This is a genomic window from Bradyrhizobium sp. NDS-1 (assembly GCF_032918005.1).
GTDB classification, from domain to species: domain Bacteria; phylum Pseudomonadota; class Alphaproteobacteria; order Rhizobiales; family Xanthobacteraceae; genus Bradyrhizobium; species Bradyrhizobium tunisiense.
Map to the genome: position 1 here is coordinate 2,174,427 of NZ_CP136628.1, position 25,518 is coordinate 2,199,944.

The following is a 25,518-nucleotide window of genomic DNA, read 5'->3' on the forward strand; positions in this document are numbered from 1 at the left end:
CTTGCTGGCCGATGCGCGCGCACGAGTTGTCATCACTTCCCAATCTCTCAGTTGTGACGTTAAACGTGCGCCACGGTGGTCACAATTTACTCCATGCGATTTCACGACGGCGGTGATCGCAACAGATTGTTTGCCACTTATAGGCAATCGGCGTGCCACAAGAGATGCTGTGCGAGCCGTTGACGAAACGATGCGCTTTGCACTGCGCCAACGTAGCACCGAGTCTCGGTGTCGGGTCTCTGCCATAAACGTATCAAACCGAACAGTGCTGAACGCGACAACACGGAGCGTTCATCGATATCGAAGCCTGGAGCATCGTTTCTTTTTAAGAACTTCAACAACTCGATGGCTCGATGACGCTTGAGGCGTTTGCCGATGACGGAAGCCCGAGGTGACATCGAGCGCTGCAGACAGCAGGCATCGACGGCGCACGTATCTGGGCCGCCGCGGTACCCCAGGCATCACCGCCAAGGCCGGTAGCTCGCGTTCGAGTGCCTGGATCTGGCTTTTCTCATCGATGCCGAAGGACAAGGACCCCGTTCGTCGCTGGATAGGTAGCTAGAGTCGAACCGGCGAAGCCGGATGCGCCCTGCACAACGGAAATGCATCGTTCTCTCCACTTGCAAACAAGATTTGAAACAACCATGCCGCGTGTCATGATGAGGAATGACTGTACGATACGATATTCGATCCGAGACGAACGGCTGGACGGTTTACGACATCCGCACTGGTTTTGCTGCTGATCAATGACGTCGCCCAAAATGGCCTTCCCCTGGAAGACGCCGACGACCTGGCCGATCTGTTGAATCACCTACAATCAGAGCAAGCCTACGTCAGCAGTCACTATGGGTTTCGCGGGCGCCGCGATTTTCGCTCTGGTCGCCGCCCTTTGGTGTGGCGGAGGATAAACGTGTATCGACGGGAGCTTCCACGGGTCTTCGAACTTCGCGACTTGGTCCAGTATTCATCATCGCGAGACGCGTATTTCCAGAATTTTGAGAAATCGCTGTCGGAGATCCCTGAAAAACTGAAGCAGTTCCCGCGACATCGAGCGGGACTTCCGATGTCGACGAAGGCCTTGGCCATGCCGTGAAGGCCGAGCGCGTTGAGCTGATCAGCGGTCAAGCCGCCAATCGGGGCGATTGGCGATGGTGGGGGCATATGATCTGCACCCGCCGACGGTGACAACTGCTGACTCTAGTAGGTTTGTTGTTCCCACGCATGAGCTAATGACTAGGTCGTTTTCACCGACACGCCTCGCGCATCAACAGTGCAAGCCCTGCACAGGAGAACCTCTATGTCGTCGACCGCACTGTGCACCACCTCTCTTGCGTTGATCCTTTTTGCCAGCGGGATCATGGGGAGCGCGCAGGCAGACAATCCGCCGCCGCGCGCCAATGCCACGACGCCAGCCGGCCAGAACGGCGGCCCCGGCGAACGCGCCGGCCAAGCGCCGAGTACGCCGTCGGTCGCCGAGCAGCATCGCCTGCCCCCGGACTCCAGCACCAGGCAAACGCTTGATCTCCCTGGGCGGACGCTCTCTTTCATCGCGACGGCCGGCTCCATCCGCCTGTTCGAGGAGAAGGGCGAGCCGGAGGCCGACATCGTCTATACCTCCTATCAGCTTGACGGCACCGATCGCGGCACGCGCCCGGTAACGTTCTTCTTCAACGGAGGACCGGGCTCATCATCGGCCTGGCTGCAGCTCGGCAATGCCGGACCGTGGCGGCTGCCGATCAATGCAGACGAGGTCACGCCATCCACTTTTCCGGAGGTGAGGCCAAACGCGGAGACTTGGCTCGACTTCACCGATTTGGTGTTTATCGACCCCGTAGGCACAGGCTATAGCCGTTTCGTGGGAACCGGCGATGATGTGCGCAAGCGGCTCTTTTCAGTTGACGGCGACGTCAACGCGCTCGCGCTGGTGGTCCGTCGCTGGCTCGAAGAGCATGACCGGCTGTTGTCGCCGAAATACATCGTGGGTGAAAGCTATGGGGGCATTCGCGGGCCAAAGGTTGTGCACCAGTTGCAGATGCGGCAGGGCATAGGAGTCAAGGGTCTGATAATGGTATCGCCACTCTTCGACTATGGCCAATTTGCCCGCACTGGCCTGCTGCAATACATCGCAACACTGCCGAGCTATGTCGCGACCCTGCGTGAAGCCGAGGGTCCGGTAAAGCGAGCCGATCTCGCCGACGTGGAAGCTTATGCACGCGGAGAGTTTCTGATCGACCTCATCAAAGGTCAGGCGGACAGGGAAGCGACCATGCGTCTGGCCGACAAGGTCGCGGCGCTGACCGGCATCGATCAGGCGGTGAGTCGCAGGCTCGCGGGCCGCTTCGACCTCGCCGAGTTTCGCCGTGAGTTCGATCGTAAGAACGGCATGTTAATCGGCAGATATGACGCCTCAGTGCGTGGCCTCGATCCGTTTCCGGACTCGGATTTCCATCTTTCCCGCGATCCGTCGAGCGACACGCTGCTCGCACCTTTGACCAGCGCCACTGTCGATCTCCTTACGCGCAAGCTAAACTGGCGTCCGGACGGCTCCTATGAGCTAGTCAACCGCGCGGTCGGGCAGGCTTGGGATTACGGCCGCGGCCTTCCGGAGTCGCTGTCGGAGCTGCGCCAGATTCTCGCAACCGACCCGAAGATGAAATTGCTGGTCGGGCACGGCCTGTTTGACCTCGCCACGCCTTATCTCGGATCACAGATCGTGCTCGACCAATTGCCGCCATTTGCTTCAGCACCGCGCGTCAAACTCGTAGTCTACCCAGGCGGCCACATGTTCTATTCACGAGATGGCTCGCGCCAGGCTTTTCGTGCAGAGGCCGAAGCGATTATGAAGTAACCCGCGCCGCGAACTAGGTCACAAGCATGCTCGTGTTCGCACGAGCATAGTTATAGATGAAGCTGCTCATGGCGCCGGCTTCGACGTGTAAGTTCATGCTTCCCCCGGTTTTGGTTGTGGATCAGGGGAGCCTACTTCTTGTCGCTTGTGCCGCATCATTGTTACCGACTCGGGTGAGGTTTTCCTTGCCCGACTCTGCGGGTGCTTGAAAACGGCTTCTTGAGTGTTCCTATCTGCCCTTGCATTGCGTCAATCTTGTTGACGTACAACCTAAATCTCCTCAGAGAGCAGTTCTGCACAACTGGTATCATAGGAGCGTCAATGGGAAGCACCTCTGGAGTGTCGTTCACAGCTAGTCGTAACTGTACACGGAATACCGAGAGGTTCGCGTTGCGCGAGGCAGCCTTACCCTTACGCGGTATTCCGCCGATAGTTCTGGCTACGCCAGCGCCGATCACGCACCGTACCGCCGAGGAAAATTTGGGGCTCGGTTACCTGGCGAGTATTCTCAGAAGCAAGGGGGCGAATGTCCAAATCATCGACGGTTGGCTGGGCGGTCTGACGAGTGACGAGATCGTAGATTCGATAGCCCGGCTGCCGGTTCCGCTGTGGATCGGATTTTCCTGCTACCGATCCAATATGGCTCGGGCAATCGAAGTCATGCAGCTGCTTCATCAGCGCGGTCTACAAACCCCGACGATCGCCGGCGGCTACGGGCCGACCTTTCACCCGGATGAGTTCCTGAACGCTGGGTTCGACGTCGTGGTCCTCGGCGAGGCCGAAGAAACTGTCTGCGAGTTGAGCGAGCACTTTGCATTCGGTAAACTGGACCTCTCCGACATTTCAGGTATCCGCTACAAACACGACGGCAAGATCGTTCGTAGCGGGCGCAGGCCAGCGGTCGCGAACCTTGACGCCATACCTTTTCCTAGCCGCGACACGATCCGCGCCTCACTTGAGCGGCGGAGCGCTGTGCCCGTGCTTTCGTCACGCGGCTGCGCGGCCCACTGCACGTTCTGCTCGATCGTTGCCTTTGCGAAAGTATCGGATGGTTCGCATTGGAGGCAGCGTTCGATCGAAAACTTCGTCGACGAGCTGGAGCAGGTTAGCCGCCTCGGGGCGACGTGTTTCAAAGTCATCGACGACAGCCTTATTGAGCCGCCTCGAGACGAGCTCTGGTGCCGTGAACTTGCCGACGATATTCAATCGCGAGGCCTGCGCGTGCGCTTGCGAGGTTCGATCAGAGCGGATCGCGTGACCGACGAGGCAATTAGGCAGCTCAAGCGAGCCGGCTTCTTCGCGTTTTCGTGCGGTATTGAGAATTATTCGGAATCCGCATTGAAGAGGATGGCGAAGAGTGCAAGCGTTGATCAAAACCTGCAAGCCCTTGATGTCTTCAAGAAACACGCCATCTACGTGCAAGCCGGGCACATTCTCTTTGATCACGGCACGACGATGGAAGAGTTGCGGGAAAATCACCGTCGCATGTCGGACTACGTTTGGACGATCAGCAAGGGAATTTTCTCCGAGATGTATGCGGCCGAAGGAACGCCGTTCGCGAGGCTGCTGCGAAAACGAAACCTGATCGACGCCAACGTCGATGGGACTGGCAACCGAAACTATCGTCTGGCCGACGAAGACGTGGTTCACGCCTATACGGGCCTAAAGCGCTGGCACAAGAGCCATCTTCGCCTTTACGACAAAGCGATCGACGCCATCAGCGCGCCAAAGGCACTCGAGGACGAGGAACTGGTCGAATTCCACGCGCTTGCGACCGAACTGCGGCGGCACGACCTCGCCTACCACTTGCCTGAGCTCGGCCGGATGGGCTTTGGTAGCTCCGCGCTGGACGCGACCGAAGGACTTCCGCGCTCGCGGCTTCGAGCGAAGTCCTCTTTTTTTTGCGCATCGTCGAGTACGACTGGAACGCTGCACGCCCTCCGTCAAGAACTACTCGACCCGAACTGATCCTTGCGGCGTGGCACCGCTTAATGTCGAGAGCGAAGCGGTGTGTCGACTCATTCACCGCTCGGCTCTAGCACCCTCCGCCGGACTAGCGCGTTCATGCTTTCCAGTCTCCATGCAACGAACGTGACACGGAAACATGGCTCGAAGCGCGCCGCCTAGGGCATTCGCTGAATTAGTTGACTTCATGTTCACGGCTCCAATCACGGAGTCGCGCAGAAGTTCGCATTGCCGTCCAGCGCAAGAGGCTGCGGCCGGGCGAACGCGCCTAGTCTACGACAAATATTGTGGCATCACATGAGTATCGATGTGCCAATCGTCTTAGTCAACATGCCTATGTCGGCAGTCGAAAGACCGTCGTTGGCGCTTGGTCTGCTGAAGTCAGCGCTGACCCAGGCTGGGCTGCAAGCCACGATAGCATATCCCAACATCTGGTTTTTGGAATACATGGGCATTGCCGACTATGGGCCTCTTGAGAGTTGCCCGCCAGAGGAGGCGCTGGTTGATTGGCTGTTCGCGGGCGTTGCTTTTCCCGACTTCGAGCCTGAAGAAAGCGCCTTCCTGGACCTTTATTTCGAACGCAACCCGATACACGCAGGCAAATCTTTGGCCGAGCGTCGCGCGAATTTCCTCAGGCTGCGCTCGCTCATCGGCGGGTTTATTGATTGGACGGCTGACAAGATATTGGAGCAGCGGCCGGCCATGGTCGGGTGCAGCTCGACCTTCACCCAGCATGTTCCCTCGCTCGCGTTGCTGCGCCGACTGAGCGAGCGCTCACCGGATCTTGTCACTCTCATGGGGGGCGCAAACTGCGAGTCGGTAATGGGGCGGAGCACTCACATGCGCTTCCCATGGGTCGACTATGTCGTGTCGGGCGAGGCCGACTTACTGATCGGCCCGCTGTGTTGGGACATCCTTAATCGCGGCAGAGACATTCCGCCTGCTGACCTGCCATTTGGCGTTTTCGGTCCGGCGCATCGCGAGGCCGGTTATCCCGCTGCGTCGACGCGCGACTTAGTGCCCCGCGCAGTGATCGAGAACATGGGTGACCTGCCGCTGCCCGATTTCTCGGACTATTTTGCCGAGCTCAACGCGTCGCTCTACGCCGACCGCATCCATGCCGGGCTGCCGATGGAGTTCTCTCGAGGCTGCTGGTGGGGCGAGCGGAGCCACTGCACGTTTTGTGGGCTGAACGGCGGATCGATGACCTATCGCCAGAAACCCGCGAGGCAGGCCGCAGAGGAGATGATTGAGATGTCGGCGCGCTACGGTTCTTCGCGCATCGAAGCGGTGGACAATATTCTGGCCACTGACTACCTTAAAAAGGCGCTGCCTCGCCTCACCGCGCTACCCGAGAAGCTCGCGATCTTCTTTGAGGTCAAAGCCAACCTGAAGCGCCACGAAGTGGAGAAGCTGGCTGCCGCCGGCGTCCGCTGGATCCAACCGGGTATTGAGAGCCTGGATACCCGTGTTTTGAAGCTGATGCGCAAAGGAACGAGCTCAGCGCATAATGTCCAACTCTTGAAGTGGTGCCGTCAGCACGGTGTGCGGGTCAGTTGGAGTTTGCTGTGGGGCTTCCCGGGCGAGAGCGACGCATGGTATGCGGAAATGGCTCCTTTGCTACCGCTGCTGCATCATCTACAGCCGGGACCTGCGGTGCGTTTGCGGTACCAGCGCTACAGCCCCTATCACTACGCAGCCGAGAAACATGGATTGAAGCTGCGCCCGGCCGTCTCCTATCGCTACGTCTATCCGTTGTCGGAGCGCGATCTGGTGGATCAGGTTTACTACTTCGAAGACAGTGAAGACGACGATGTCGGCGGTCATTTCGCGGCGCGCAGCGCTAATCGCCGCCCGGGGCTAAGCGCTGTCGCCAAGGGTATCGATGCCTGGCTGAAAGCCTGGTGCGAGCCGAGGTTGTCTATGCTGTCGATGCGGGACAGCGGCGACGAGATCATAGTCGAGGACACGCGAGCCATTGCAGTCGAGCGCGAACACCGGGTCAGGGGCCTCGCGCGGAAAATTCTTCTGGCTGCGGACGAAGGCTTGCCTGAAACCCGCCTGCGCGAACAGCTGAGCGGGACAAATGTAATGCAGGCCGAGATTGAGGCTGCGATAGCTGACATGATCGCTCGCAAATTGATTGTGCGGCTGGATGCGCGGCTGGTTGGGCTCGCGCTCTGGCAGCCCTATACGCCAATCCCTCCGATGACTGCGTTCCCTGGAGGCTATTTCGACCGACGTGCCGCGCCATTGGGTACATCGCGTGAATGAGGAAAACTGCGGGGGGCATCTCGGAGGGAGACGCTTCTTCTGGGGCGCACGACGAGATGCCAAGTATGGCGGAGCGGAGATTTCGAGCTTTTGGAAGTTTTGTCTCTGTATGTTCCTCCGGACTGGCAGCACGGCGAACAGTGGGCGCCGGAAGAGCTCAAGGAGGGAATGCGCTTGCACAACGTGTTTGCCAAGCGTGTCCGAGCCAAATTTGAACACGATGACGTAATTGCGGTCGGCGCTCGTGGCAGACAACCTCCGTTATCGTTGAGCCCTCGCAATCAAATGATTCGAAGGAGCTCCCATGAAGCAGTATGTCGGGCTGGACGTCTCACAGAGAGAAACCGCTGTGTGCGTTGTCAACGAGACCGGTCAAGTAATATTCGAAGGGAAAGCCAGGTCTAATCCTGGTGCCTTGACTGACCTGCTTAACAAACATGCGCCTCATGCCGAGCGTATCGGCTTCGAGACCGGTGCGATGGCAAGTTGGCTATGGCATGAACTCCGCAGGGTTGAACTTCCGGTGGTCTGCATCGACGCTCGGCATGCGCACGCAGCTTTGTCGGTCCGAATGAACAAGAGCGATCAGAATGATGCGCGAGGGCTTGCCGAACTGGTGCGGGTTGGATGGTATCGAGAGGTAAAAGTCAAAAGTGAGGAAAGCCAGAAGATCCGAGCGATCCTTGTCGCCAGATCTCGGCTAGTGTCCATGCGCCGAGACATCGAGAACCAAGTTCGCAGCTTGATCAAGGAATGTGGATTGCTGTTCCCTCGCGCGATCGGCCAACAATTCCGCAACCAGGTCAGCGAACTCTTGGGCGTCGATCATTTGCTTCTCAGCGTGATATCGCCGCTGCTCTCGATCCATGAGAACGTTTGTCAACAACAAGGTAAGTTCGACAACGAGGTCCGCCGGTTGGCAAAGCTGGACGACACGACGCGTCGCCTGATGACGGTCCCGGGGGTCGGTGTCGTGACGGCCCTAACGTTCCGCCACACGATCGATGACCCCTCGCGCTTCCGATCGGCTTCGACGGTCGGCGCCTACCTAGGCCTTACGCCGAGGCGCAGCCAATCCGGCGAAACCGACACCAACGGAAAGATATCTCGATGGGGCGACCGGCTTCTCCGAACTTACTTGTTCGAGGCCGCCACTGTCCTTCTTTATCGAACCAAAAAGTGGTCTTCCCTAAAGGCCTGGGGCATGAAGCTCGCCAAGCGGATCGGCATGAAGAAGGCAAAGGTCGCCATCGCCCGAAAGATCGCCGTGATTCTCCACTGCATCTGGGTCGATGGCACGTCGTTCGACTGGGGCCAGCCGAAGCCAATCTGATATTTGCTCGCAAGTTCCTGGTCCGGTCCGCCGGACTGGCGATGTCCCGCTGGGACGGTGGTCGTGGTGACCTCGGTCAATCGGCTGGTGGCGGTTCGCCCGCACTCCGCTGCAAACGTTGAGGCGCCCGATCCGGACATCATCATGAGGCGCTCGCGACCTCGGAAAGGACCATGACCCCAGCTACGACATCAACCCAACCCGACGAAGCCGCCAACGACGTCGATTGCCAAGCCCGCTAGGCAATCGTCTCGCCATCCGCGATCGCTCCGTCTCCGCAACCTGACCAGCTCCGACGGAGCAATCGCTACCGGCGTGTCACTGGAGAGAGGAAGAATGGTAGCTTGACAACAAACCGCAATTAAAGGGCCGATTGACAGTTTTTGGAGTGCCCAGTTTTGTAACGATGTGGCGCACCAAACACGATGCGAACGTGTGACTTCCACCTTTGGGAAGGCAATGGTCTAGGCAGCCAATCGCGGAATGACTGTTTCCACCAATCGCAAAAACCGGGTAATACGAGCCCACACGACCATCATTTCTTGCGAGATCCCGATTTCGAGAACACCCGTTCCATTTCGCCGGAATCGGGTGTTGCGTGTCCCCGCAACCAACGATTCTTGCGAAAGCAAGGCAACCAAAACCCCGGCCTCCGAAAAGACGTCGGGGTTTTTCTTGTTTGCGGCGAACCGCAGGAACGAGGCCAGGTCGCCCCGCAGGACGATCGCCAGTTCAGCCTTGTCGGGCACAAGTGTCACCTGATCGACCAACGTGCGGAAGACTTCCGCCGCCTCGGTCTTCCCATCCTCGGTCTTCCCATCCTCGTTCTGCAGGCTCTCATAGAGCGCCGCGATCCGCTGACAGTAGATCTCCGCCATGTTCGGAATGTAGGAGGGGGGGGCGGCTCTTCCGCATTCGCAAGCTGGTCCTTCAGTACCGCCTTTCGGGCCTCGAGCCGCTTCATGTCCTCGACGATGGCTTCGATATCGGACCGCCAGCCTTAATAGCAGCCAGCAGCTTTCCCAGTTCGCGTTCGATGCGCGGGAGCTCGTCTCGCATGGCAGCGAGGCCCGCTCCACGCTCAATCCGCAACCGATTAACCTCGCGGGTGAACTCGTCGCAGAATTCCTTGAATAGATCGGGCTTCATCAAGTGCGTCCGGAGGCCACTGAGCACCGAGGCTTCGAGAGCGTCTCGCCTGATATTCAGGCGGTTGTCGCATGTGCCTTTGTTCCGCGACGTCGCGCAGCCGAGCAGATCCTTAGAGATCATCGTATAGCCGCCACAGCCGCGGATCAGGGCTCAGCAAGTCCTCGCGCGTCCACACGCCCGGGCTCGTTCCGCGCATTCGCAGCAGAGCTTCGTCGCGCAATCGCGCGCGGCATTCGGTTCGTCGGCTCTGGGGCACCCGCAGTAGGAAGCCGAGGATGTCGTTAATCTCCAAGTCCAAGAGACGCTCGGTGAGAACGCCCCAGATGCCGATCCGCCCCTCCGGTCCATGGGGTAGGGTCCCTGACAGGCTGGCCGGGAAAATCCGCTCTTCCGGCCATTCCTCCAAGCCGCGGACCAGCAGGTCGCTGGCCACGCCGGTGGCGTCGGCATTGGTAATCAGCAGATAGCCGTGCCGGGATCGTCGAGGTGGTGTTTGGCCGGCCGACGGGTGGTACCGTGTTTGAGCAACGCGTCGAAGTCGGTGATTGACCACGGACCGCTGTTGCGCAGCTTCACCTGCACGACGAGTTTGTAGCCGTCTGCGACGTTCGCGCTAGGTTGGGCACGGCCAGGCGTCGTTGGTTCGAGCTCCGACTCCAGATCTTCCTCGTTGGCGGGTTCGAGCGTGATGCTCGTCGCCGATTTGGTGATCAACATCAACCGCAGAGCCGCCAACACCGAGACGGCGAGTTGGTACTCGTAGCCATCGAGTGCAGCCTTGCCCCCGCCTGCAGCAGATGGTAGAGGGAGCGCTGTCAAGCGTCGGCACTCATCAAACGTCATTATCCAAGTAGTGGAGCTGCTGGAGATGATTCATCATCGTTTCTTTCTTACAGGTGCTTATTGGCATCGGACATGCCAGAGGCATCGAGTGTCTTCAGCAACGCCGAGACGTTCCGTTGTCGTTTTTGAGCCCGCCTAGGCGGGGCTCTATGAGACCTCGTCAGGTTGTCTTCAGTTTTAGGGTGCTTGTCGGATAACCGAAGGCGAGAAAAAAGTGTGAAACTCGAATGGTGCCGTGCGTGGGAGCCAGCGACGGATCTCGTTCGTGCTCAGTGTCGAAATCTGCCGCCCTGAACATATTGGACGGCCTCGCTATCGGGTCGCCGCCGGAGGTAGGCTTAAGGCGCAATGCGGTTGCGAGGGCGGCGTCCTCCAGTGCTTCCCTGATCGGCGGGACCACATCAGCGTCCGGATCAAGAAGGACGCCCACCATGGCGGCGACCGCTTGTCGGCGGCTGTAGATGCCTGTGACGAAGCGACCGAGGCCTTGTTCGAGCAGATAATGGTTACGGTGCTTCTTTTGCCGTCCCATGCGATTGAACTCGAAGACGAGACGCATGCCTTGAGTGGTGTCGTTCCAGCCATAGACAATGTCGGTCCGCCGCTCCTGAATGAGCGTTCCAGTGCTCAGATCGATTTCCCCGATCACGTCCTCGGCTGATCGAGACCGCGCGCATCGCGCTTGCCATGGAGCAGTGGACGCGCGCGCTGCGGCTGTCGGAGCCGTTCCGCGACAAATCGCGCGAGCTCCCCGACGGAAGCTATGTCGAGTTGGTCGAGGCCGCCCGCGGCAGTCTCGGGCACTGGATGGCAGTGCGCGACGGCAAGATAGAGCGCTTCCAGATCATCGCGCCGACCACCTGGAATTTCTCGCCGCGCGATTCCTTCGACGTCGGCGGCCCGCCGGAGCGGGCGCTGGTCGGCACTGATGTCGGCGACGCCGGCCCGCGTGCGGTTGCGATCCAGCACATCGTGCGCTCGTTCGAGCCCTGCATGGTGTGCACCGCGCATTGACCGGAAACTTCGTTGCCGGCTGCAAATCGAATTGTTTCCTCTTCTCGTGTTGGCAGCGTCCTCGCGTACCGTTCATGAAAGTGGTTCAAATTCGCAACGTTATGGAATCTCTCTACTTTTGAATCTCTCCAGGCTGTTGGCCTGCTTCTTGCTACCCTTTGCGTCATCGAAAAGTCAAAGCCGAAGGCGGGAGGATTCATGGGCGCGGCGACGGAAACGTTTTACAGCGTGATCAGGCGGCAAGGCATCACGCGTCGGAGCTTTCATAAATTCTGCAGCCTGACGGCGACGAGCCTCGGCCTCGGACCGCTGGGGGCGAGCCGCATCGCGAACGCGCTCGAACTTAAGCCGCGCGTGCCCGTGATCTGGATGCACGGCCTCGAATGCACCTGCTGTTCGGAGAGCTTCATCCGCTCCGCGCACCCGCTGGTCAAGGATGCGGTGCTGTCGATGATCTCGCTCGACTACGACGACACCATCATGGCGGCTGCGGGCCACCAGGCCGAAGCCATCCTCGAGGAGACCCGCGCCAAGCACAAAGGCCAGTATATCCTCGCGGTGGAAGGCAATCCGCCGCTGAACGAAGGCGGGATGTTCCGCATCGATGGCGGCAAGCCGTTCGTCGAGAAGCTGAAGATGATGGCCGAGGACGCGATGGCAATCATCGCCTGGGGCGCCTGCGCCTCCTGGGGCTGCGTGCAGGCGGCAAAGCCCAATCCGACACAGGCAACTCCGATCGACAAGGTGATCACCAACAAGCCCATCATCAAGGTGCCGGGATGCCCCCCCATCGCCGAGGTGATGACCGGCGTCGTCACCTTCATCACCACCTTCGGCAAGCTGCCCGAGCTCGATCGCCAGGGCCGACCGAAGATGTTCTACTCGCAGCGCATTCATGACAAGTGCTACCGGCGCCCGCATTTCGACGCGGGGCAGTTCGTCGAGGAGTGGGACGACGAGGCCGCGCGCAAGGGCTATTGCCTCTACAAGATGGGCTGCAAGGGGCCGACCACCTACAACGCCTGCTCGACCGTGCGCTGGAACGGCGGCGTGTCCTTCCCGATCCAGTCGGGTCATGGCTGCATCGGATGCTCAGAGGACGGCTTCTGGGACAAGGGCTCGTTCTACGACCGTCTCACCAACATCAAGCAGTTCGGCATCGAGAAGAATGCCGATCAGATCGGCATGGCGGCAGCCGGCGCCGTCGGCGCGGCGGTCGCGGCGCATGCCGCGGTGACGGCGGCGAAGCGCCTCGCCAACAAGCGCGACGATGCGAACCAAGATCACTAATCGAGTTCAGGGGAGATAGCGATGGGCATCCAGACACCCAATGGGTTCAAGCTCGACAATTCCGGCAAGCGCATCGTCGTCGATCCGGTCACCCGCATCGAAGGTCACATGCGGGTCGAGGTCAACGTCGATTCCGACAACATCATCCGTAACGCCGTGTCGAGCGGCACGATGTGGCGCGGCATCGAGGTGATCCTGAAGAACCGCGATCCGCGCGACGCCTGGGCGTTCACCGAACGGATCTGCGGCGTCTGCACCGGCACGCACGCGCTGACTTCGGTGCGCGCGGTCGAGAACGCGCTCGGGATCGCCATCCCGGAGAACGCCAATTCGATCCGCAACCTGATGCAGCTTGCCCTGCAGGTGCACGACCACGTCGTCCATTTCTATCACCTTCACGCGCTGGACTGGGTCGACGTCGTTTCCGCGCTCTCGGCCGATCCGCGGGCGACCTCGACGCTAGCGCAGTCGATCTCGAGCTGGCCGCTGTCGTCGCCCGGCTACTTCAAGGATCTGCAGACCCGGCTGAAGAAGTTCGTCGAGTCCGGACAGCTCGGTCCGTTCAAGAATGGCTATTGGGGCAGCAAGGCCTACAGGCTGCCGCCCGAAGCCAATCTGCTGGCGGTGGCGCATTATCTGGAGGCGCTCGATTTCCAGAAGGAGATCGTCAAGATTCACACCATCTTCGGCGGCAAGAACCCGCATCCTAACTGGCTCGTCGGCGGCGTGCCCTGTCCGATCAATGTCGACGGCACCGGCGCTGTCGGCGCCATCAACATGGAACGGCTGAACCTGATCTCCTCGATCATCGACCGTCTGATCGAGTTCAACGAAATGGTCTATCTGCCCGACGTGGCGGCGATCGGCTCATTCTACAAGGATTGGCTCTATGGTGGTGGCCTTTCGAGCCAGAGCGTGCTCTCGTATGGCGATGTGCCAGAACATGCCAACGACTATTCCGCCAAGAGCCTGAAGCTGCCGCGCGGCGCCATTATCAACGGCAACCTGTCCGAGGTGCTTCCGGTCGACCACGCCAATCCCGACGAGATCCAGGAGTTCGTGGTGCACTCCTGGTACAAATATCCCGACGAGACCAAGGGACTTCATCCCTGGGACGGCGTCACCGAGCCGAATTACGTGCTGGGACCCAACGCGAAGGGCACCAAGACGGCGATCGAGCAGCTCGACGAAGGCGGCAAGTACTCCTGGATCAAGGCGCCGCGCTGGCGCGGTCACGCCATGGAGGTCGGCCCGCTGGCGCGCTGGGTCGTCGGCTACGCGCAGACCAAGGCGGAGTTCAAGGATCCCGTCGACAAGTTCCTTCGGGATCTGAACCTGCCGATCTCGGCGCTGTTCTCGACCTCGGCCGCACGGCGGCGCGTGCGCTCGAATCCGTCTGGGCCGGACGCCAGATGCGCTACTTCCAGGACAAGCTCGTCGCCAACATCAAGGCCGGCGACAGCTCGACCGCCAATGTCGACAAGTGGAAGCCGGAGAGCTGGCCGAAGGAGGCCAAGGGAGTCGGCTTCACCGAGGCGCCGCGCGGCGCGCTCGCGCACTGGGTCAAGATCAAGGACACCAAGATCGACAACTACCAGTGCGTGGTGCCGACGACCTGGAACGGCTCGCCGCGCGACCCCAAGGGAAATATTGGCGCCTTCGAGGCGTCGCTGATGAACACGCCGATGGTCAATCCCGAGCAGCCGCTGGAGATCCTGCGCACCATCCATTCCTTCGATCCGTGCTTGGCCTGTTCGACGCACGTCATGAGCCCGGACGGCCAGCAGCTCGCCAAGGTCAAGGTCAGGTAGGAGAGGATCATGATGGATGCAGCTGCCTCGGACGCCGGGCCCGACCTCTCGGCGATCGCAGCCGATGCTTCCGGAGAACGTGCGGTGGGTCGTCCCAGCGTCTATGTCTACGAAGCGCCGGTACGGATCTGTCACTGGGTGAACGCGTTCTCGATTATCGTGCTTATGGTGACCGGCTATCTGATCGGAACGCCGTTGCCGACGGTCGCGGGCGAGGCGTCCGACAATTTCGTGATGGGCTACATCCGCTTCGCCCATTTCGCCGCGGGGCAGGTGCTCGCGGTATTCTTCCTCACGCGCATCCTGTGGGCTTTCGTCGGGAACCACCAGTCTCGGCAGATCTTCTACATCCCGGTTCACCGCAAGCAGTTCTGGGAGGAAGTGCTGCACGAAATCCGCTGGTACGCGTTCCTGGAGCGCGAGCCCAAGATGTATGTCGGCCATAATCCTCTGGCGCAGATTGCGATGTTCACGGGATTCACGCTGTTCGTGGCCTTCATGATCATCACCGGGTTTGCGCTCTATTCGGAAGGCACCGGCATCGATAGCTGGCAGCATAAGCTGTTCGGCTGGGTGTTTGCGATCTGGCCGAACAGCCAGGACGTGCACACCTGGCATCATCTCGGCATGTGGGCGCTGGTCGTGTTCGTGATGGTGCACATCTTCACCGCGATCCGCGAAGACATCATGTCGCGCCAGAGCATCATCTCCTCGATGATCTCGGGCGAACGGCAATTCCGCGACTGAGACGGGAACGCCAAGTGAAGCCGACTTTCTCGCAAGACGATCGCATCCTGGTGCTCGGCATCGGCAATATCCTGTGGGCCGACGAAGGGTTCGGCGTGCGCGCGGTGGAGGAGTTTCACCGCCGCTACGCCGTGCCCGACAATGTCACCATTCTCGATGGCGGCACGCAGGGGCTCTATCTCGTCAACTATCTGGAAGAGGCGGACCGCCTGATCGTGTTCGACGCGATCGACTATGGCCTCGAGCCCGGCCAGTTGAAGCTTGTGCGTGACGACGAGGTGCCGCGTTTCACCGGCGCCAAGAAGATGAGCCTGCACCAGACCGGCTTCCAGGAAGTCATCAGCGCGGCCGACCTGCTCGGCCGCTGCCCGAAACATCTGGTGCTGATCGGCTGCCAGCCGCTCGATCTCGAAGACTGGGGCGGGCCGCTGACGCCGCCGGTGCGCGACCAGATCGCGCCCGCGATCAATCTCGCTTGCGCCATCCTGGCCGAATGGGGCCTCACGGTGAGCCAACGCGCCGAGCCATTGGCAGATATCGAGCGGCTGCTCGCCAATGACATCGATCATCTCCATTACGAGACGCCGCCGGCCTGATCGGCCACACTGCCGGAGACTTGCCCATGTGCCTCGGCCTGCCCATGACGATTGTCGAGACCGACGGGATCTCGGCGCTGTGCACGTATCGCGGCGAGCAGCGCCCCGTCTCTGTGCTGCTGCTCTCGAATCCTCCGGTCGGCGCCAAGGTGCTGGTCTATATCGACACCGCGATCCGGCTGCTGGACGAGGACGAGGCACGCCTGATCGCGAATGCGATCGAAGGTCTCAGCGCGGCGCTCGACGGCGAGGATTGCGATCGCTTCTTCGCCGACCTCATCGACCGCGAGCCGCAACTGCCCGAGCACCTGCGGTCCGACTAGGATCGCCGCTGCTTCTCCCGTTTGATGCGTTGACGACATCAGTGACCGGCCGGCCTCGGCGGCCGCTGTGCGCCTGGAAGATCGATTTCTACCTGCAAAGACAGCTCTCACCAGATATGGCAAGTATCTTTCCATTGAAGCCTGGCTTACAATCGGCGCCAAGAAATACATGATCTGGATCAATGGGATAAATCCGAACATGTGATAACCGATCCTGGCACGTGGCTTGCTGACCTCTAGTTCGGCAAAAACACAAGCTTGTCAGGAGAGGTTCGATGGAATTCCAGGTGGGAAAGCATGATCTGGCGCGGAGTGGTCTGCCGGAGGTCGATGCTGCGACGGTCGATCATTTTCTTGGCGGAGCGGACGAGGCCGGTGCGGTCGCGGTGCTGCTGTCGGCGGGCGATCCCAACCGCTTTCCGGAGGCAATCGATGTCGCCGTGGTGCTGCCCGAGCTTATCGCAGCGTTCGGCAATCGGCTGCGCGGTGCGATCATCGCACGCGACGCTGAGCGTGTGCTCGGCGAGCGCTTCGAGGTGCGGGTGCAGCCGACGCTGATCTTCGTCGCCAACGGCAAGACGCTGGGGTTGATCGCCAAGATCCAGGACTGGTCGGTCTATGCCGACCGCATCACCAAGCTGATCGACCGGCCGCGCGGGCAAGGCGCCGCAGTCGCCGTCACCATCGTTCCCCAGCATCGCGCACAAGAGGTCGGGCTATGAAGGCCGGCTTCTGGGATGCGCCCGAAGGCGCCGGGCAACCAGTCAACGTGTTTCCGATCGGCGACGAGAGTCTCAATGCAGCGAAGGGCAGCCTGACGGCGGCCGGCGCGCTCGCAAAGCTTGCAACGCTCGACAGTGCGGAGCTTGCAAAGAGCTGCCCGAACGCGGTCGCGCTGCTCTCGGGGATCGCGGATGCCATCGCGGATCAAAAGGCGAACGCGCCGACAAGACTGTTTCGGCTGGCCAATCTCAACGATCTCGAGAGCAAGCTGGTGGCCGACGTGCTCGGCGAAGGCGAGGTCGCCGGCGTCGTCGCGCTGCCGGACGGATCGCTGGCGCAGATCCAGGAATCGGTGCTGGCGGGAATTTGGCTTGTGCGGCTCGAGACCGACGCCACTTCCGAATATCTCGAGATCGGCGCGGTTCCCGAGATCGTCAAGCGTGCGGCTGCCGACCTGACATCCGCCGATTTCGAGATCGGGCAGGTGCCGGAGGGCGCCATGAACGTGCTGCCGGTGCTCGCCGAAATCCGCGAGCGGGCACAGGCCTGGCGGCCCGGCATTCGCTCGCAGATCATCAATTTCACGCTGCTGCCGATGAGCCCGGTCGACATGAGGTTCCTGCAGGACACGATCCGGAACGGACCGATTCAGCTCGTGTCGCGCGGCTACGGCACCTGCCGGGGGCTCTCCACCGGCATCCGCAATGTCTGGTCGGTGCAGTTCTTCAACGCCATGGACACTATCATTCTCGATACGCTCGAAGTCGGCGGCGTGCCGACGGTTGCGCTGGCAGCGGACGAGGATTTCGAGGATTCCGCCGAGCGGCTGCAGGAAATCATCGAGGCCTACTTCAAATGAGCGCCTTCGAGATTATTGGCGTGCGCCAGGACGTCGCCGACGTCACGCGGCTGGAATGCGGCATCTGCTGGACCGTCTACGATCCTGCGGATGGCGATGAGGTAGCGCAGATCGCGCCGGGCACGCCGTTCGCGGCGCTGCCGGAGGAGTGGCACTGCCCGAATTGCGACGCGCCAAAATCCAAGTTCATGGCGATCGAAACATGACAGGCAGCGCGCCAGCGAGTGCGTCAGGTCCTGCCGGCGACCCCGACGCCGCGGCGTGGGGCGAGCTTCTGGCCGCAAGCTACCGGGAGATCGGCGAGCGCGCGATGCGCGATCTACCCATCTACAACGATGCGCTCGGCATCGAGGCGGTCGGTTTCCGTCCCTTCAACGGCACGATCGTCGGCATCATGGTCACGCCGTGGTTCATGAACGTGGCGATGCCGGCGGGCGCGGTGACGCCAGCCACCTCGGGCGCGACCGTGCGAATGCGTTTTCCCGCGGGCGATATCGAATTCACCCTCAGCGAGATCGCCCGGATCGGCCGGAACGCGAGCTGCTCGCTGTTCTCGCCGATGTTCCAATTCGCCGACATGGATGCCGCGCGAGCGACGGCCGAAGCCGCGCTTGCCGAATTGATGCTGCCGGCGGACAGCGAGGAGGCGGTTCGCCGCCGCGAGCCCGAGACAAGCCCGATCGATCGGCGTAACTTCCTGCGGGGTGTCTTGATGGAGCGGCATGGATGAGTCTCTCGTTCCGCAGCGAGATCGATATTACGGTGCTGTTGTCCGGCGCCACGATCGCCGACGTCGCGATCAAGCCGCGCAACCGGCCGCCGCTGACGCGGCTGTTTGCGGGAAAGCCCGCGGCTTCGCTGCTTCCGGTGCTGCCGCGTCTGTTCTCGCTGTGCTCGATCGCCCATCACGTGGCGTTCCAGTCGGCGGTGGAAGCCGCGCAAGGGCGGGAGGCGGCTCCCGCAACGGTGCGGCGCCGCGTCACCGCAGTCGTCGTCGAGCGGCTGACCGAACTGCTGCGCGGCCTGTTCGTCGGACGGCTCGCGCTCGACGGCACAAACGCTCCGGCGGTGCGCGCCGTAATGCAGGCAAGCGCGCTGCTTTGGGGCGCGGACGAGGCCGTCCCGCCGGCCTTGCATCGCAACGCCGTGGTGCAGATCAAGGCCGCGCTCGGCGCGATGGGGATCGCCGGCGAAGAAGACGAGACGCTCGCGCCGGGCAGCCCGCTCGCCGCCTCCGTCGCGGGATGCCACGGCAAGCTGGTGTCAGAGCCGGAGGCCGATCCATCCTTCCTGACGGTGGCGGACGATTTGGACATCGTCACGCGTCTGCTGGCGGACGGTGCGGCCTATTCCGATGCGCCGGACCTCTGCGGCCGGATTCCGGAAACCGGCGTCTGGGCGCGCAGGGCACGCCGTGAAGCGGTCTCGGCGGCGGAAGCGGGCTCCGCCGCGCGTCTGAAGGCGCGGATTGCCGAGGTCGCGCGGCTCTGCGCCTGGCTCGATCGTGGCGATGCGGATCTTGATGAAGGCGTCGTCGCGAGCTACCGGCTCGGCGCGGGCAAGGGGGCAGCCGCGGTCGAATGCGCACGCGGGCGCCTTCATCACGCCGTCGCACTGGACGAGGATCGCGTCGTCAACTTCGAGTTCCTGGCACCGACCGAGTGGAATTTTCACGCCCGCGGACCGCTGGTCAGGAGCCTCAAGGGCGCGACGCTCGCGACCGGCCGGCAGGGACAGGACGCGGTTCGCGCGCTGGTCGGCTCCTTCGATCCCTGCGTCGGCTTCAGCCTGCAATTTCGCGAGGCCGGCCATGCATGAGATGGCGCTGTGCGAAGGCATCGTCGGTATCGTCGAGGAGGAAGCGCGCAAGCGCGCTTTCACCAAGGTGAACGTCGTCTGTCTGGAGATCGGTGCGCTGAGCCATGTCGTGCCGGAGGCGCTGAAATTCTGCTTCGAGGCCGTGGCCGCGCGGACCATCGCGCAAGGCGCGCGGCTCGAGATCGTCGAGACGCCCGGCACGGCTTGGTGCATGGCCTGTTCCAAAACCGTTGAGATCGGGCAGTGTTACGAGCTGTGCCCGTCCTGCGGCGGCTACCAATTGCAGGTGACGGGCGGCGAAGAATTGCGCGTAAGGGAATTGGAGGTCGACTGATGTGTACGGTCTGCGGCTGCAGCGACGGCAAGGCATCGATCGAAGATGCGCATGGTCATCATCATGATCACGGCGATGGCCATGAGCACGGAGGGCACCATCATCATGACCGCGGTCATGGCCACGACCACGGTCACCACCATCACCACGGTGGTGCCCACGACCACGCCCCCGATGAGGCCGGGCTGCTCGACTGCGGCGCCAATCCCGCGGGCCAGAAGATCGCCGGCATGAGCAGCGACCGCATCATCCAGGTCGAGCGCGACATCCTCGACAAGAACGACCGGCTTGCGGCCGACAACCGCGCCCGCTTCGCGGCCGACGGCGTGCTCGCCTTCAACCTGGTCTCCAGCCCCGGCGCCGGCAAGACCTCGCTGCTGGTCCGCGCCCTGTCCGAGCTGAAGGCAAGCTTTGCGATCGGCGTGATCGAAGGCGACCAGCAGACCTCCAACGATGCCGAGCGCATTCGCGCGACCGGCGTGCCGGCGATCCAGGTCAATACCGGCAAGGGCTGTCACCTCGACGCCGCCATGGTCGGCGAGGCCTATGACCGGCTGCCCTGGCTGAACGGCGGCCTGCTCTTCATCGAGAATGTCGGCAACCTGGTTTGCCCGGCGGCGTTCGATCTCGGCGAGGCCTGCAAGATCGTGGTGTTCTCGACCACCGAGGGCGAGGACAAGCCGCTGAAATACCCCGACATGTTCGCAGCCTCGTCGCTGATGCTGATCAACAAGATCGATCTCGCGCCCGTGCTCGATTTCGATCTGGCGAAGACCATCGACTATGCGCGCCGGGTCAACCCGAAGATCGAGGTGCTGACGGTGTCGGCGCGCACCGGCGAAGGCTTTGCGACGTTCTTTGCCTGGATCCGCAAGCGGATGGCGGCGACGACGCCTGCCGCGATGACGGCGGCGGAGTGACGATGGGCGGCGAGGCCACGGCGCGGGACGGACGGCGGCTGCGCCTGCACGTGCGCGGCGCGGTACAGGGCGTCGGCTTTCGCCCCTATGTCTACGGCCTCGCCACGCGCTACCGCCTCGGCGGCTTCGTCGCCAACGATTCCCATGGCGTCGTCATCGAGGTCGAGGGCGAGCGCGCGTCGGACTTCGTCAGGGCACTGCCGCTGGAAAAGCCGCCGCTCGCCCGGATCGACGAGATCTCGGTGCAGCCGGTCGGGGCGGTGGCGAGCGAAGGGTTTTATATCCGCGCGAGCGACCAGGGCAGGGTGTCGACACGCATCGTCGCCGATGCCGCGACCTGTCCAAAATGCCTGAGCGAGCTGTTCGATCCAGCCGGCCAGTTCTATCGCTACCCCTTCGTCAACTGCACCCATTGCGGTCCGCGCTATACCATTGCCGAGCGGCTTCCTTACGACCGCGCGACCACGGCCATGAAGCGCTTTGCGATGTGCAAGGCCTGTGCGGGCGACTATGCCGATCCCGACAGCCGCCGATTCCATGCCGAAGCGATCGCCTGCCCGCAATGCGGCCCGCGGCTCAGCCACGGTATCGAGGACATCGCTGCCGCGATCGCCGCAGGCAAGATCGTCGCAGTCAAGGGGCTCGGCGGTTATCAGCTTGTCTGCGATGCCCGGGACGAGGCGGCCGTGCAGCGCCTGCGCCAGCGCAAGCAGCGCGACCAGAAGCCGTTTGCCGTCATGGTCGGCTCGGTGGACGCGGTCGCCGGCATCGCCGACGCCGATGCTGCCGAGCTCGCCTTGCTCGAGACGTCGCCGCGGCCGATCGTGCTGATGACATCGCGCCATCGGCTCTCGCCGGCGATCGCGCCGGAGCTGGCGCGGATCGGCATCGCGCTGCCGGTCACTCCGCTCCATCATTTGATCTTCGAGGCGCTGGATGCGGCGTATCCGCTCGCCGGCGAGAGCTGGGCGATCGTCGCCACCAGCGCCAATCCCGGCGGCGAGCCGCTTCTGACCGACAATCGCGAGGCCGAGCTGCGGCTTGCCGGCATCGCCGACCTCATCGTCAGCCATGATCGCGACATCGTCACCCGCGCCGACGATTCCGTGGCGGCCGTCGTCGCCGGCCGGACGCAATTCATCCGCCGTGCCCGCGGCTACGTGCCGGAGCCGGTTCGGCTGGCGCGACCGGTGCCACCGATCCTTGCGGTCGGCGGCGCGTTGAAGTCGACCGTGACGGTCACGCGCGGCAGCGAGGCCTTCGTTTCCCAGCATGTCGGCGACCTCGGCACCGCCGAAGGCGTCCGTGTCTTCGAAGAAACCATCGGCCACCTGCTGTCGACGCTGGACGTCGAGCCGGGGGTTATCGCCCATGATCTGCACCCGAACATAGCCTCGACCCGCTTCGCCGAAGCGAGCGGGCGGCGACTGATCGCAGTCCAGCACCATCATGCCCATGCCGCCTCCGTGATGGCGGAGCATGGCCTCGCGGGATCTGCGTTGGCGCTGGTGCTCGACGGCTTCGGCCAGGGCAGCGACGGCGGCAATTGGGGGGGCGAGCTCCTGCTGTGCGAGCGCGCGCAGTTCCGGCGGCTCGGCCATCTGGCGCCGATGAAGATGGCGGGCGGCGATCGCGCCGCGCGCGAGCCGTGGCGCATGGCTGCAAGCGCATTGCATGGCCTGGCCCGCGGCAACGCGATCGCGACCCGGTTTGCGGCGCAGCCGCAGGCTGCGCGTCTCCATGCCTTGCTCGACCAGCCGGGCGTACCGGTGACGACCAGCGCCGGCCGGCTGTTCGATGCGGCGGCGGGGCTGCTCGGTCTTTGCCAGGTGCAGAGCTATGAGGGCGAAGCCGCGATGAAACTGGAGGCGCGGGTTCGCGCGCCGCGCTCCATGAAAGACGGCTGGACGATCGAGGATGGGGTGCTGTCCCTGTTTCCGTTGCTTGCGCGCCTTGCGGCCGAGGGCATCGATCCGGTCGAGGGGGCCGGGCTGTTCCATGGCACGCTCGCCGCTGCCTGCGTCGACTGGATCGCCCGTGCGGCGCGCGAGACCGGCGTCACGACCGTCGCCCTGAGCGGCGGCTGCTTTCTCAACGCGATCCTCAGTTGCGAGATCGAGCGCGGCTGTATCGCCGCCGGTCTCTTGCCGCTGCTGCCGCGGCAAGTGCCGCCCAATGACGGCGGTCTCAGCCTCGGCCAGGCCTGGATCGCCGCGCTCCAACTCGAACAGTACGGCCTGGAAGGAACCGCCTGATGTGTCTCGCGATACCTGCTGAGGTCACGAAGCTCCTGCCCGACGAGATGGCGATCGTCTCGATCGACGGCGTGAGCAAGGAGATATCGGTCGCCTTGATCGAGAATCTCGCCGTCGGCGACTATGTGATCATCCATGTCGGCTATGCCCTGACGAAGATCGATCCGGAGGAGGCAATGCGGACGCTCGAGCTGCTGCGCGAGCTTAGCGCCGAGGGGCAGGGAGCCGCGTCATGAAATATGCCGACGAGTTTCGCGACAAGGAGATCGCGCTCGGGCTTGCGAAAGCGATCCGCGCGGAAGCCGATCCGCAAAAGCTCTATCGCTTCATGGAATTCTGCGGCGGCCATACCCACGCGATCTCGCGTTACGGCCTCGAGGACATGCTGCCGAAGAACGTGCGGATGATCCACGGCCCCGGCTGTCCGGTGTGCGTGCTGCCGGCCGGACGCATCGACATGGCGATCCGGCTCGCCGAGCGGCCGGACGTCATCCTGTGCGTCTATGGCGACCTGATGCGCGTTCCCGGCTCGCAGGGCACATCGCTGTTGAAGGCGAAGGCGCGCGGCGCCGACATCCGCATGGTCTATTCCACCATCGACGCGATCCGGATCGCCGAGGACAATCCCGGACGCGAGGTCGTGTTCTTCGCCATCGGCTTCGAGACCACGACGCCACCGACTGCAGTCATGATCCGGCTGGCGGAGAAGAAGCAGCTCGAAAACTTCACCGTGTTCTGCAACCACGTGCTGACGCCGCCGGCGATGCAGAACATCCTGGAAAGTCCCGACATCCGCAACATCGGCCGGGTCGAGATCGACGGTTTCGTCGGGCCGGCCCATGTCTCGACGATCATCGGCACGGCCCCTTACGAGTTCTTTGCCGAGGAGTTCGGCAAGCCCGTGGTGATCGCGGGCTTCGAGCCGCTCGACATGATGCAGGCGATCCTGATGCTGGTGCGGCAGGTCAACGAGGATAGGCACGAGGTCGAGAACCAGTACAGCCGCGCGGTGAACCGCGACGGCAATCTGCGCGCCAAGGAGGAGGTCTCCGACATCTTCGAGCTGCGCGATCAGTTCGAATGGCGGGGGCTCGGACAGGTTCCCTATAGCGGGCTGAAGCTGAAGCGCGCTTACGCCATATACGACGCCGAGGTGCGCTTCGACATGCACGAGCTGCGCGTCGACGACAATCCCGCCTGCGAATGCGGCGCCATCCTGCGCGGCGTGAAGAAGCCGGTCGACTGCAAGCTGTTCGGCACCGTCTGCACGCCGGAGACGCCTTTGGGCTCCTGCATGGTCTCCTTCGAAGGCGCCTGTGCCGCACACTGGACCTATGGCCGCTTCCGCGACCACCAGCAAAGGCGCGCGTCATGAAGGCCTACCAGCGCAAGCTCGACATCAGGAACGGCTGCGTCGACCTATCCCACGGCTCGGGCGGCCGGGCCATGGCGCAGTTGATCTCGGGTCTGTTCCACGAGGCCTTCGGCAATGAATGGCTGGCGCGCGGAAACGACCAGTCGGCATTCGACGTTGGTGCCGGGCGCATGGTGATGACGACCGACGGCTATGTGGTCTCGCCGCTGTTCTTCCCCGGCGGCAATATCGGCTCGCTTGCAGTGCACGGCACCGTCAACGATATCGCCATGGCCGGTGCACGCCCGCTCTACCTCTCTGCAAGCTTTATCATCGAGGAAGGCTTCCGCTTCGCCGACCTCAAGATGATCGCGGAATCGATGGGCGAGGCTGCGCGCACGGCCGACGTTCACATTGTCACCGGCGACACCAAGGTGGTCGAGCGCGGCAAGGCCGACGGCCTGTTCATCTCGACCGCCGGCGTCGGGGTCGTGCCCCACGGGCTCGATCTCTCGGCGGAGAATGCCCGCGTCGGCGATCGCGTCCTGATCTCGGGCACGCTCGGCGATCACGGCGTGGCGATCATGTCGAAGCGGCAGAATCTCGCCTTCGAGACCGAGATCGTCTCGGATTCGGCGGCGCTGAACGATCTCGTCGCGAAGATGGTCGAAGCCGGCGGCCGCGGCATCCGCCTGATGCGCGATCCCACCCGCGGCGGGCTTGCCGCCACGCTGAACGAGATCGCCCAGCAGTCCGACCTCGGCTTCCATCTTCGCGAGGAGGCGATCCCGGTCAAGCCGGGCGTCGCGGCAGCGTGCGAGCTGCTCGGGCTCGATCCGCTCCATGTCGCCAATGAGGGCAAGCTGGTCGCGATCGTGGCGCCCGAAAATGCTGCTCCAGTGCTGGCCGCGATGCGGGCGCATCCGCTTGGCCGCGACGCCGCCGACATCGGCGAGGCCGTGGCCGACGATCATCATTTCGTGCAGATGGCCACGAGCTTCGGCGGCGGGCGGATCGTCGACTGGTCGTCGGGCGAGCAATTGCCGAGAATCTGTTGAG

At 62.5% G+C, this 25,518-nt stretch carries 24 protein-coding genes and 3 pseudogenes; 22 read left to right on the forward strand and 5 right to left on the reverse strand.

What is annotated here, in order from left to right:
• Positions 1–311 precede the first annotated feature (311 nt).
• A pseudogene (locus RX330_RS10285) lies at positions 312–519 on the reverse strand (IS630 family transposase); the annotation flags it as partial.
• 214 nt (positions 520–733) lie between these two features.
• On the opposite strand from RX330_RS10285, the gene RX330_RS10290 reads away from it, so the two are divergent.
• From RX330_RS10290 to RX330_RS10310, 5 genes are all read left to right on the forward strand, one after another.
• Complete coding sequence (locus tag RX330_RS10290; protein ID WP_317242906.1) at positions 734–1,093, forward strand: hypothetical protein; 360 nt, start codon at positions 734–736, stop codon at positions 1,091–1,093.
• A 264-nt stretch (positions 1,094–1,357) separates the two neighbouring features.
• Positions 1,358–2,848 carry a S10 family peptidase gene (locus RX330_RS10295; protein ID WP_410707533.1) on the forward strand — a complete coding sequence of 497 codons (1,491 nt, stop codon included), beginning with the start codon at positions 1,358–1,360 and terminating at the stop codon, positions 2,846–2,848.
• A 390-nt stretch (positions 2,849–3,238) separates the two neighbouring features.
• Entirely contained in the window at positions 3,239–4,816 is a 1,578-nt protein-coding gene (locus tag RX330_RS10300; protein ID WP_317242908.1) for a B12-binding domain-containing radical SAM protein, read from the forward strand.
• A gap of 294 nt (positions 4,817–5,110) precedes the next feature.
• Positions 5,111–7,087 carry a RiPP maturation radical SAM C-methyltransferase gene (locus tag RX330_RS10305; protein ID WP_317242909.1) on the forward strand — a complete coding sequence of 659 codons (1,977 nt, stop codon included), beginning with the start codon at positions 5,111–5,113 and terminating at the stop codon, positions 7,085–7,087.
• A gap of 304 nt (positions 7,088–7,391) precedes the next feature.
• The gene (locus RX330_RS10310) at positions 7,392–8,420 is read left to right on the forward strand and encodes an IS110 family transposase (protein WP_007596425.1); all 1,029 of its coding nucleotides are present in this window, start codon (positions 7,392–7,394) and stop codon (positions 8,418–8,420) included.
• Positions 8,421–8,884: 464 nt separating this feature from the next.
• On the opposite strand, the gene RX330_RS10315 is transcribed toward RX330_RS10310, so the two are convergent.
• The 4 genes from RX330_RS10315 to RX330_RS10330 form a co-directional block, all read right to left on the reverse strand.
• Positions 8,885–9,298: a hypothetical protein gene (locus RX330_RS10315; protein WP_317242910.1), complete on the reverse strand. Its 414-nt coding sequence runs from the start codon at positions 9,296–9,298 to the stop codon at positions 8,885–8,887.
• 383 nt (positions 9,299–9,681) lie between these two features.
• Positions 9,682–10,005: a hypothetical protein gene (locus tag RX330_RS10320; protein WP_317242911.1), complete on the reverse strand. Its 324-nt coding sequence runs from the start codon at positions 10,003–10,005 to the stop codon at positions 9,682–9,684.
• 23 nt (positions 10,006–10,028) lie between these two features.
• Positions 10,029–10,391, reverse strand: coding sequence for a hypothetical protein (locus tag RX330_RS10325; protein WP_317242912.1), 363 nt, complete (start codon positions 10,389–10,391; stop codon positions 10,029–10,031).
• A gap of 184 nt (positions 10,392–10,575) precedes the next feature.
• Entirely contained in the window at positions 10,576–11,064 is a 489-nt protein-coding gene (locus tag RX330_RS10330; protein WP_317242913.1) for a hypothetical protein, read from the reverse strand.
• Between the two features lie 5 nt (positions 11,065–11,069).
• On the opposite strand from RX330_RS10330, the pseudogene RX330_RS10335 reads away from it, so the two are divergent.
• From RX330_RS10335 to hypE, 17 genes and pseudogenes are all read left to right on the forward strand, one after another.
• Positions 11,070–11,429, forward strand: a pseudogene (locus tag RX330_RS10335) (nickel-dependent hydrogenase large subunit); the annotation flags it as partial.
• A gap of 198 nt (positions 11,430–11,627) precedes the next feature.
• Positions 11,628–12,719 carry a hydrogenase small subunit gene (locus tag RX330_RS10340; RefSeq protein WP_317242914.1) on the forward strand — a complete coding sequence of 364 codons (1,092 nt, stop codon included), beginning with the start codon at positions 11,628–11,630 and terminating at the stop codon, positions 12,717–12,719.
• A 21-nt stretch (positions 12,720–12,740) separates the two neighbouring features.
• Positions 12,741–14,530 (forward strand): annotated as a pseudogene (locus RX330_RS10345) (nickel-dependent hydrogenase large subunit).
• A gap of 9 nt (positions 14,531–14,539) precedes the next feature.
• Positions 14,540–15,277 carry a Ni/Fe-hydrogenase, b-type cytochrome subunit gene (gene cybH / locus RX330_RS10350; RefSeq protein ID WP_317242915.1) on the forward strand — a complete coding sequence of 246 codons (738 nt, stop codon included), beginning with the start codon at positions 14,540–14,542 and terminating at the stop codon, positions 15,275–15,277.
• Between the two features lie 14 nt (positions 15,278–15,291).
• Positions 15,292–15,873: a HyaD/HybD family hydrogenase maturation endopeptidase gene (locus tag RX330_RS10355; RefSeq protein WP_317242916.1), complete on the forward strand. Its 582-nt coding sequence runs from the start codon at positions 15,292–15,294 to the stop codon at positions 15,871–15,873.
• Between the two features lie 26 nt (positions 15,874–15,899).
• Positions 15,900–16,196: a HypC/HybG/HupF family hydrogenase formation chaperone gene (locus tag RX330_RS10360; protein WP_317242917.1), complete on the forward strand. Its 297-nt coding sequence runs from the start codon at positions 15,900–15,902 to the stop codon at positions 16,194–16,196.
• A 275-nt stretch (positions 16,197–16,471) separates the two neighbouring features.
• Positions 16,472–16,918 carry a hydrogenase accessory protein gene (locus tag RX330_RS10365; RefSeq protein ID WP_148756124.1) on the forward strand — a complete coding sequence of 149 codons (447 nt, stop codon included), beginning with the start codon at positions 16,472–16,474 and terminating at the stop codon, positions 16,916–16,918.
• On the forward strand, positions 16,915–17,778 hold the full coding sequence (locus RX330_RS10370) for a hydrogenase expression/formation protein (RefSeq protein ID WP_317242918.1): 864 nt from the start codon (positions 16,915–16,917) through the stop codon (positions 17,776–17,778). The genes RX330_RS10365 and RX330_RS10370 overlap by 4 nt, the downstream gene beginning before the upstream one ends.
• Positions 17,775–17,984, forward strand: a complete 210-nt coding sequence (locus RX330_RS10375) for a rubredoxin (RefSeq protein WP_317242919.1) — start codon at positions 17,775–17,777, stop codon at positions 17,982–17,984. Before RX330_RS10370 ends, RX330_RS10375 begins: the two co-directional genes overlap by 4 nt.
• Complete coding sequence (gene hybE / locus RX330_RS10380) at positions 17,981–18,508, forward strand: [NiFe]-hydrogenase assembly chaperone HybE (protein WP_317242920.1); 528 nt, start codon at positions 17,981–17,983, stop codon at positions 18,506–18,508. Before RX330_RS10375 ends, hybE begins: the two co-directional genes overlap by 4 nt.
• Entirely contained in the window at positions 18,505–19,596 is a 1,092-nt protein-coding gene (locus RX330_RS10385) for a nickel-dependent hydrogenase large subunit (protein WP_317242921.1), read from the forward strand. Before hybE ends, RX330_RS10385 begins: the two co-directional genes overlap by 4 nt.
• The gene (hypA, locus tag RX330_RS10390) at positions 19,589–19,930 is read left to right on the forward strand and encodes a hydrogenase maturation nickel metallochaperone HypA (RefSeq protein ID WP_148774722.1); all 342 of its coding nucleotides are present in this window, start codon (positions 19,589–19,591) and stop codon (positions 19,928–19,930) included. Before RX330_RS10385 ends, hypA begins: the two co-directional genes overlap by 8 nt.
• Entirely contained in the window at positions 19,930–20,850 is a 921-nt protein-coding gene (hypB, locus tag RX330_RS10395) for a hydrogenase nickel incorporation protein HypB (RefSeq protein WP_317242922.1), read from the forward strand. The genes hypA and hypB overlap by 1 nt, the downstream gene beginning before the upstream one ends.
• Positions 20,851–20,852: 2 nt before the next feature.
• Positions 20,853–23,105 carry a carbamoyltransferase HypF gene (gene hypF, locus RX330_RS10400; RefSeq protein ID WP_317242923.1) on the forward strand — a complete coding sequence of 751 codons (2,253 nt, stop codon included), beginning with the start codon at positions 20,853–20,855 and terminating at the stop codon, positions 23,103–23,105.
• Entirely contained in the window at positions 23,105–23,341 is a 237-nt protein-coding gene (locus RX330_RS10405) for a HypC/HybG/HupF family hydrogenase formation chaperone (protein ID WP_085398637.1), read from the forward strand. The genes hypF and RX330_RS10405 overlap by 1 nt, the downstream gene beginning before the upstream one ends.
• The gene (gene hypD / locus RX330_RS10410; protein WP_085398636.1) at positions 23,338–24,480 is read left to right on the forward strand and encodes a hydrogenase formation protein HypD; all 1,143 of its coding nucleotides are present in this window, start codon (positions 23,338–23,340) and stop codon (positions 24,478–24,480) included. Before RX330_RS10405 ends, hypD begins: the two co-directional genes overlap by 4 nt.
• Positions 24,477–25,517: a hydrogenase expression/formation protein HypE gene (gene hypE / locus RX330_RS10415; RefSeq protein WP_317242924.1), complete on the forward strand. Its 1,041-nt coding sequence runs from the start codon at positions 24,477–24,479 to the stop codon at positions 25,515–25,517. Before hypD ends, hypE begins: the two co-directional genes overlap by 4 nt.
• Position 25,518: the final 1 nt, after the last annotated feature.

Excerpts from the sequence above, each read along its gene's own strand:
- RX330_RS10295 (WP_410707533.1), top strand. The coding sequence starts at position 1,358 with ATGGGGAGCGCGCAGGCAGACAATCCGCCGCCGCGCGCCAATGCCACG.
- RX330_RS10305 (WP_317242909.1), top strand. The coding sequence starts at position 5,111 with ATGAGTATCGATGTGCCAATCGTCTTAGTCAACATGCCTATGTCGGCA.
- RX330_RS10310 (WP_007596425.1), top strand. The coding sequence starts at position 7,392 with ATGAAGCAGTATGTCGGGCTGGACGTCTCACAGAGAGAAACCGCTGTG.
- RX330_RS10315 (WP_317242910.1), bottom strand. The coding sequence starts at position 9,298 with ATGGCGGAGATCTACTGTCAGCGGATCGCGGCGCTCTATGAGAGCCTG.
- RX330_RS10340 (WP_317242914.1), top strand. The coding sequence starts at position 11,628 with ATGGGCGCGGCGACGGAAACGTTTTACAGCGTGATCAGGCGGCAAGGC.
- cybH (WP_317242915.1), top strand. The coding sequence starts at position 14,540 with ATGATGGATGCAGCTGCCTCGGACGCCGGGCCCGACCTCTCGGCGATC.
- RX330_RS10360 (WP_317242917.1), top strand. The coding sequence starts at position 15,900 with ATGTGCCTCGGCCTGCCCATGACGATTGTCGAGACCGACGGGATCTCG.
- RX330_RS10365 (WP_148756124.1), top strand. The coding sequence starts at position 16,472 with ATGGAATTCCAGGTGGGAAAGCATGATCTGGCGCGGAGTGGTCTGCCG.
- RX330_RS10370 (WP_317242918.1), top strand. The coding sequence starts at position 16,915 with ATGAAGGCCGGCTTCTGGGATGCGCCCGAAGGCGCCGGGCAACCAGTC.
- RX330_RS10375 (WP_317242919.1), top strand. The coding sequence starts at position 17,775 with ATGAGCGCCTTCGAGATTATTGGCGTGCGCCAGGACGTCGCCGACGTC.
- hybE (WP_317242920.1), top strand. The coding sequence starts at position 17,981 with ATGACAGGCAGCGCGCCAGCGAGTGCGTCAGGTCCTGCCGGCGACCCC.
- RX330_RS10385 (WP_317242921.1), top strand. The coding sequence starts at position 18,505 with ATGAGTCTCTCGTTCCGCAGCGAGATCGATATTACGGTGCTGTTGTCC.
- hypA (WP_148774722.1), top strand. The coding sequence starts at position 19,589 with ATGCATGAGATGGCGCTGTGCGAAGGCATCGTCGGTATCGTCGAGGAG.
- hypB (WP_317242922.1), top strand. The coding sequence starts at position 19,930 with ATGTGTACGGTCTGCGGCTGCAGCGACGGCAAGGCATCGATCGAAGAT.
- hypF (WP_317242923.1), top strand. The coding sequence starts at position 20,853 with ATGGGCGGCGAGGCCACGGCGCGGGACGGACGGCGGCTGCGCCTGCAC.
- RX330_RS10405 (WP_085398637.1), top strand. The coding sequence starts at position 23,105 with ATGTGTCTCGCGATACCTGCTGAGGTCACGAAGCTCCTGCCCGACGAG.
- hypD (WP_085398636.1), top strand. The coding sequence starts at position 23,338 with ATGAAATATGCCGACGAGTTTCGCGACAAGGAGATCGCGCTCGGGCTT.
- hypE (WP_317242924.1), top strand. The coding sequence starts at position 24,477 with ATGAAGGCCTACCAGCGCAAGCTCGACATCAGGAACGGCTGCGTCGAC.